Origin of the sequence: Pseudomonas sp. EZ-C24, assembly GCF_014525325.1 — a bacterium.
Lineage (GTDB): Bacteria > Pseudomonadota > Gammaproteobacteria > Pseudomonadales > Pseudomonadaceae > Aquipseudomonas > Aquipseudomonas shirazensis.
This window is the reverse complement of record NZ_JACDIU010000010.1, coordinates 105,988-106,749: the sequence shown is the minus strand read 5'-3', so window position 1 is coordinate 106,749 and position 762 is coordinate 105,988. Positions and strand designations below refer to the sequence as shown.

The following is a 762-nucleotide window of genomic DNA, read 5'->3' as shown; positions in this document are numbered from 1 at the left end:
ATCTGCCCGAATTGCCCTTCGGTGTTGCCAACCAGGCTGTAGGTCAAAGCCCCAACGCCGCCTGTGACCGAACCGACCAAGGTCCCACTGGCTGTTTCGCCGGTCGAGCCAGGTTGGCTGCCGGTGACGGTGCCGGGCGCGAGGTCGTTGCCGTCCTTGGTCAGGTCCAGAGCGTTTTCATGGACGGTAACATCGTGGTCTTGTGCAGCAACCATCTGGCAGTTGAGCACGTTGATAGTGACGGTCGCGGTGCTCTCATCGCCGTCAGCATCGCGAATGGTATAGACGAAGGTGTCCGTCGCGCCTGCTGGAGCATTGCTGTTCGGATTGGAGTGATAAACGCCGTTTCCTTCAGCGTCCAAGGTGATGTAGCCATAAGTCCCTTGAACATTCACGCCGAGCTGCCCGGAGGCCGGGGTCGAAGTATCGGACCCAGCGCGCACACCGACCACGTACTTGCCGTCGGCAGACACATCCGCGCCGATCACGTCGTTGAGCAGTACGTTACCGCTGACCTGCCCACCCATTTCCACTCGGGCAACGTCGCAATGCGCCTGTGGCACGTCGTCGACGATGCTGATGACGATGTTGCTGGTGGTGGTATTACCGAGCGAATCCTTGACCTGATAGGTAAAGGTCTCGGTGATGATGTTCGGCCCGTCGTTCTGATGGGTCGGCGAATTCGCAGGCGAGGTCAGGGTGTAGGTGTATGAGCCATCGGCGTTGACCTGGATCTGGCCGAATTGCCCTTCGGTGTTGCCT

1 protein-coding gene is annotated in these 762 nt (G+C 59.6%); it reads right to left on the bottom strand.

Translation table 11 applies throughout. The features are described from left to right. The coding region (locus IDM28_RS23805; protein WP_262500009.1) for an Ig-like domain-containing protein at positions 1 to 762 on the bottom strand (762 nt) is incomplete at both ends.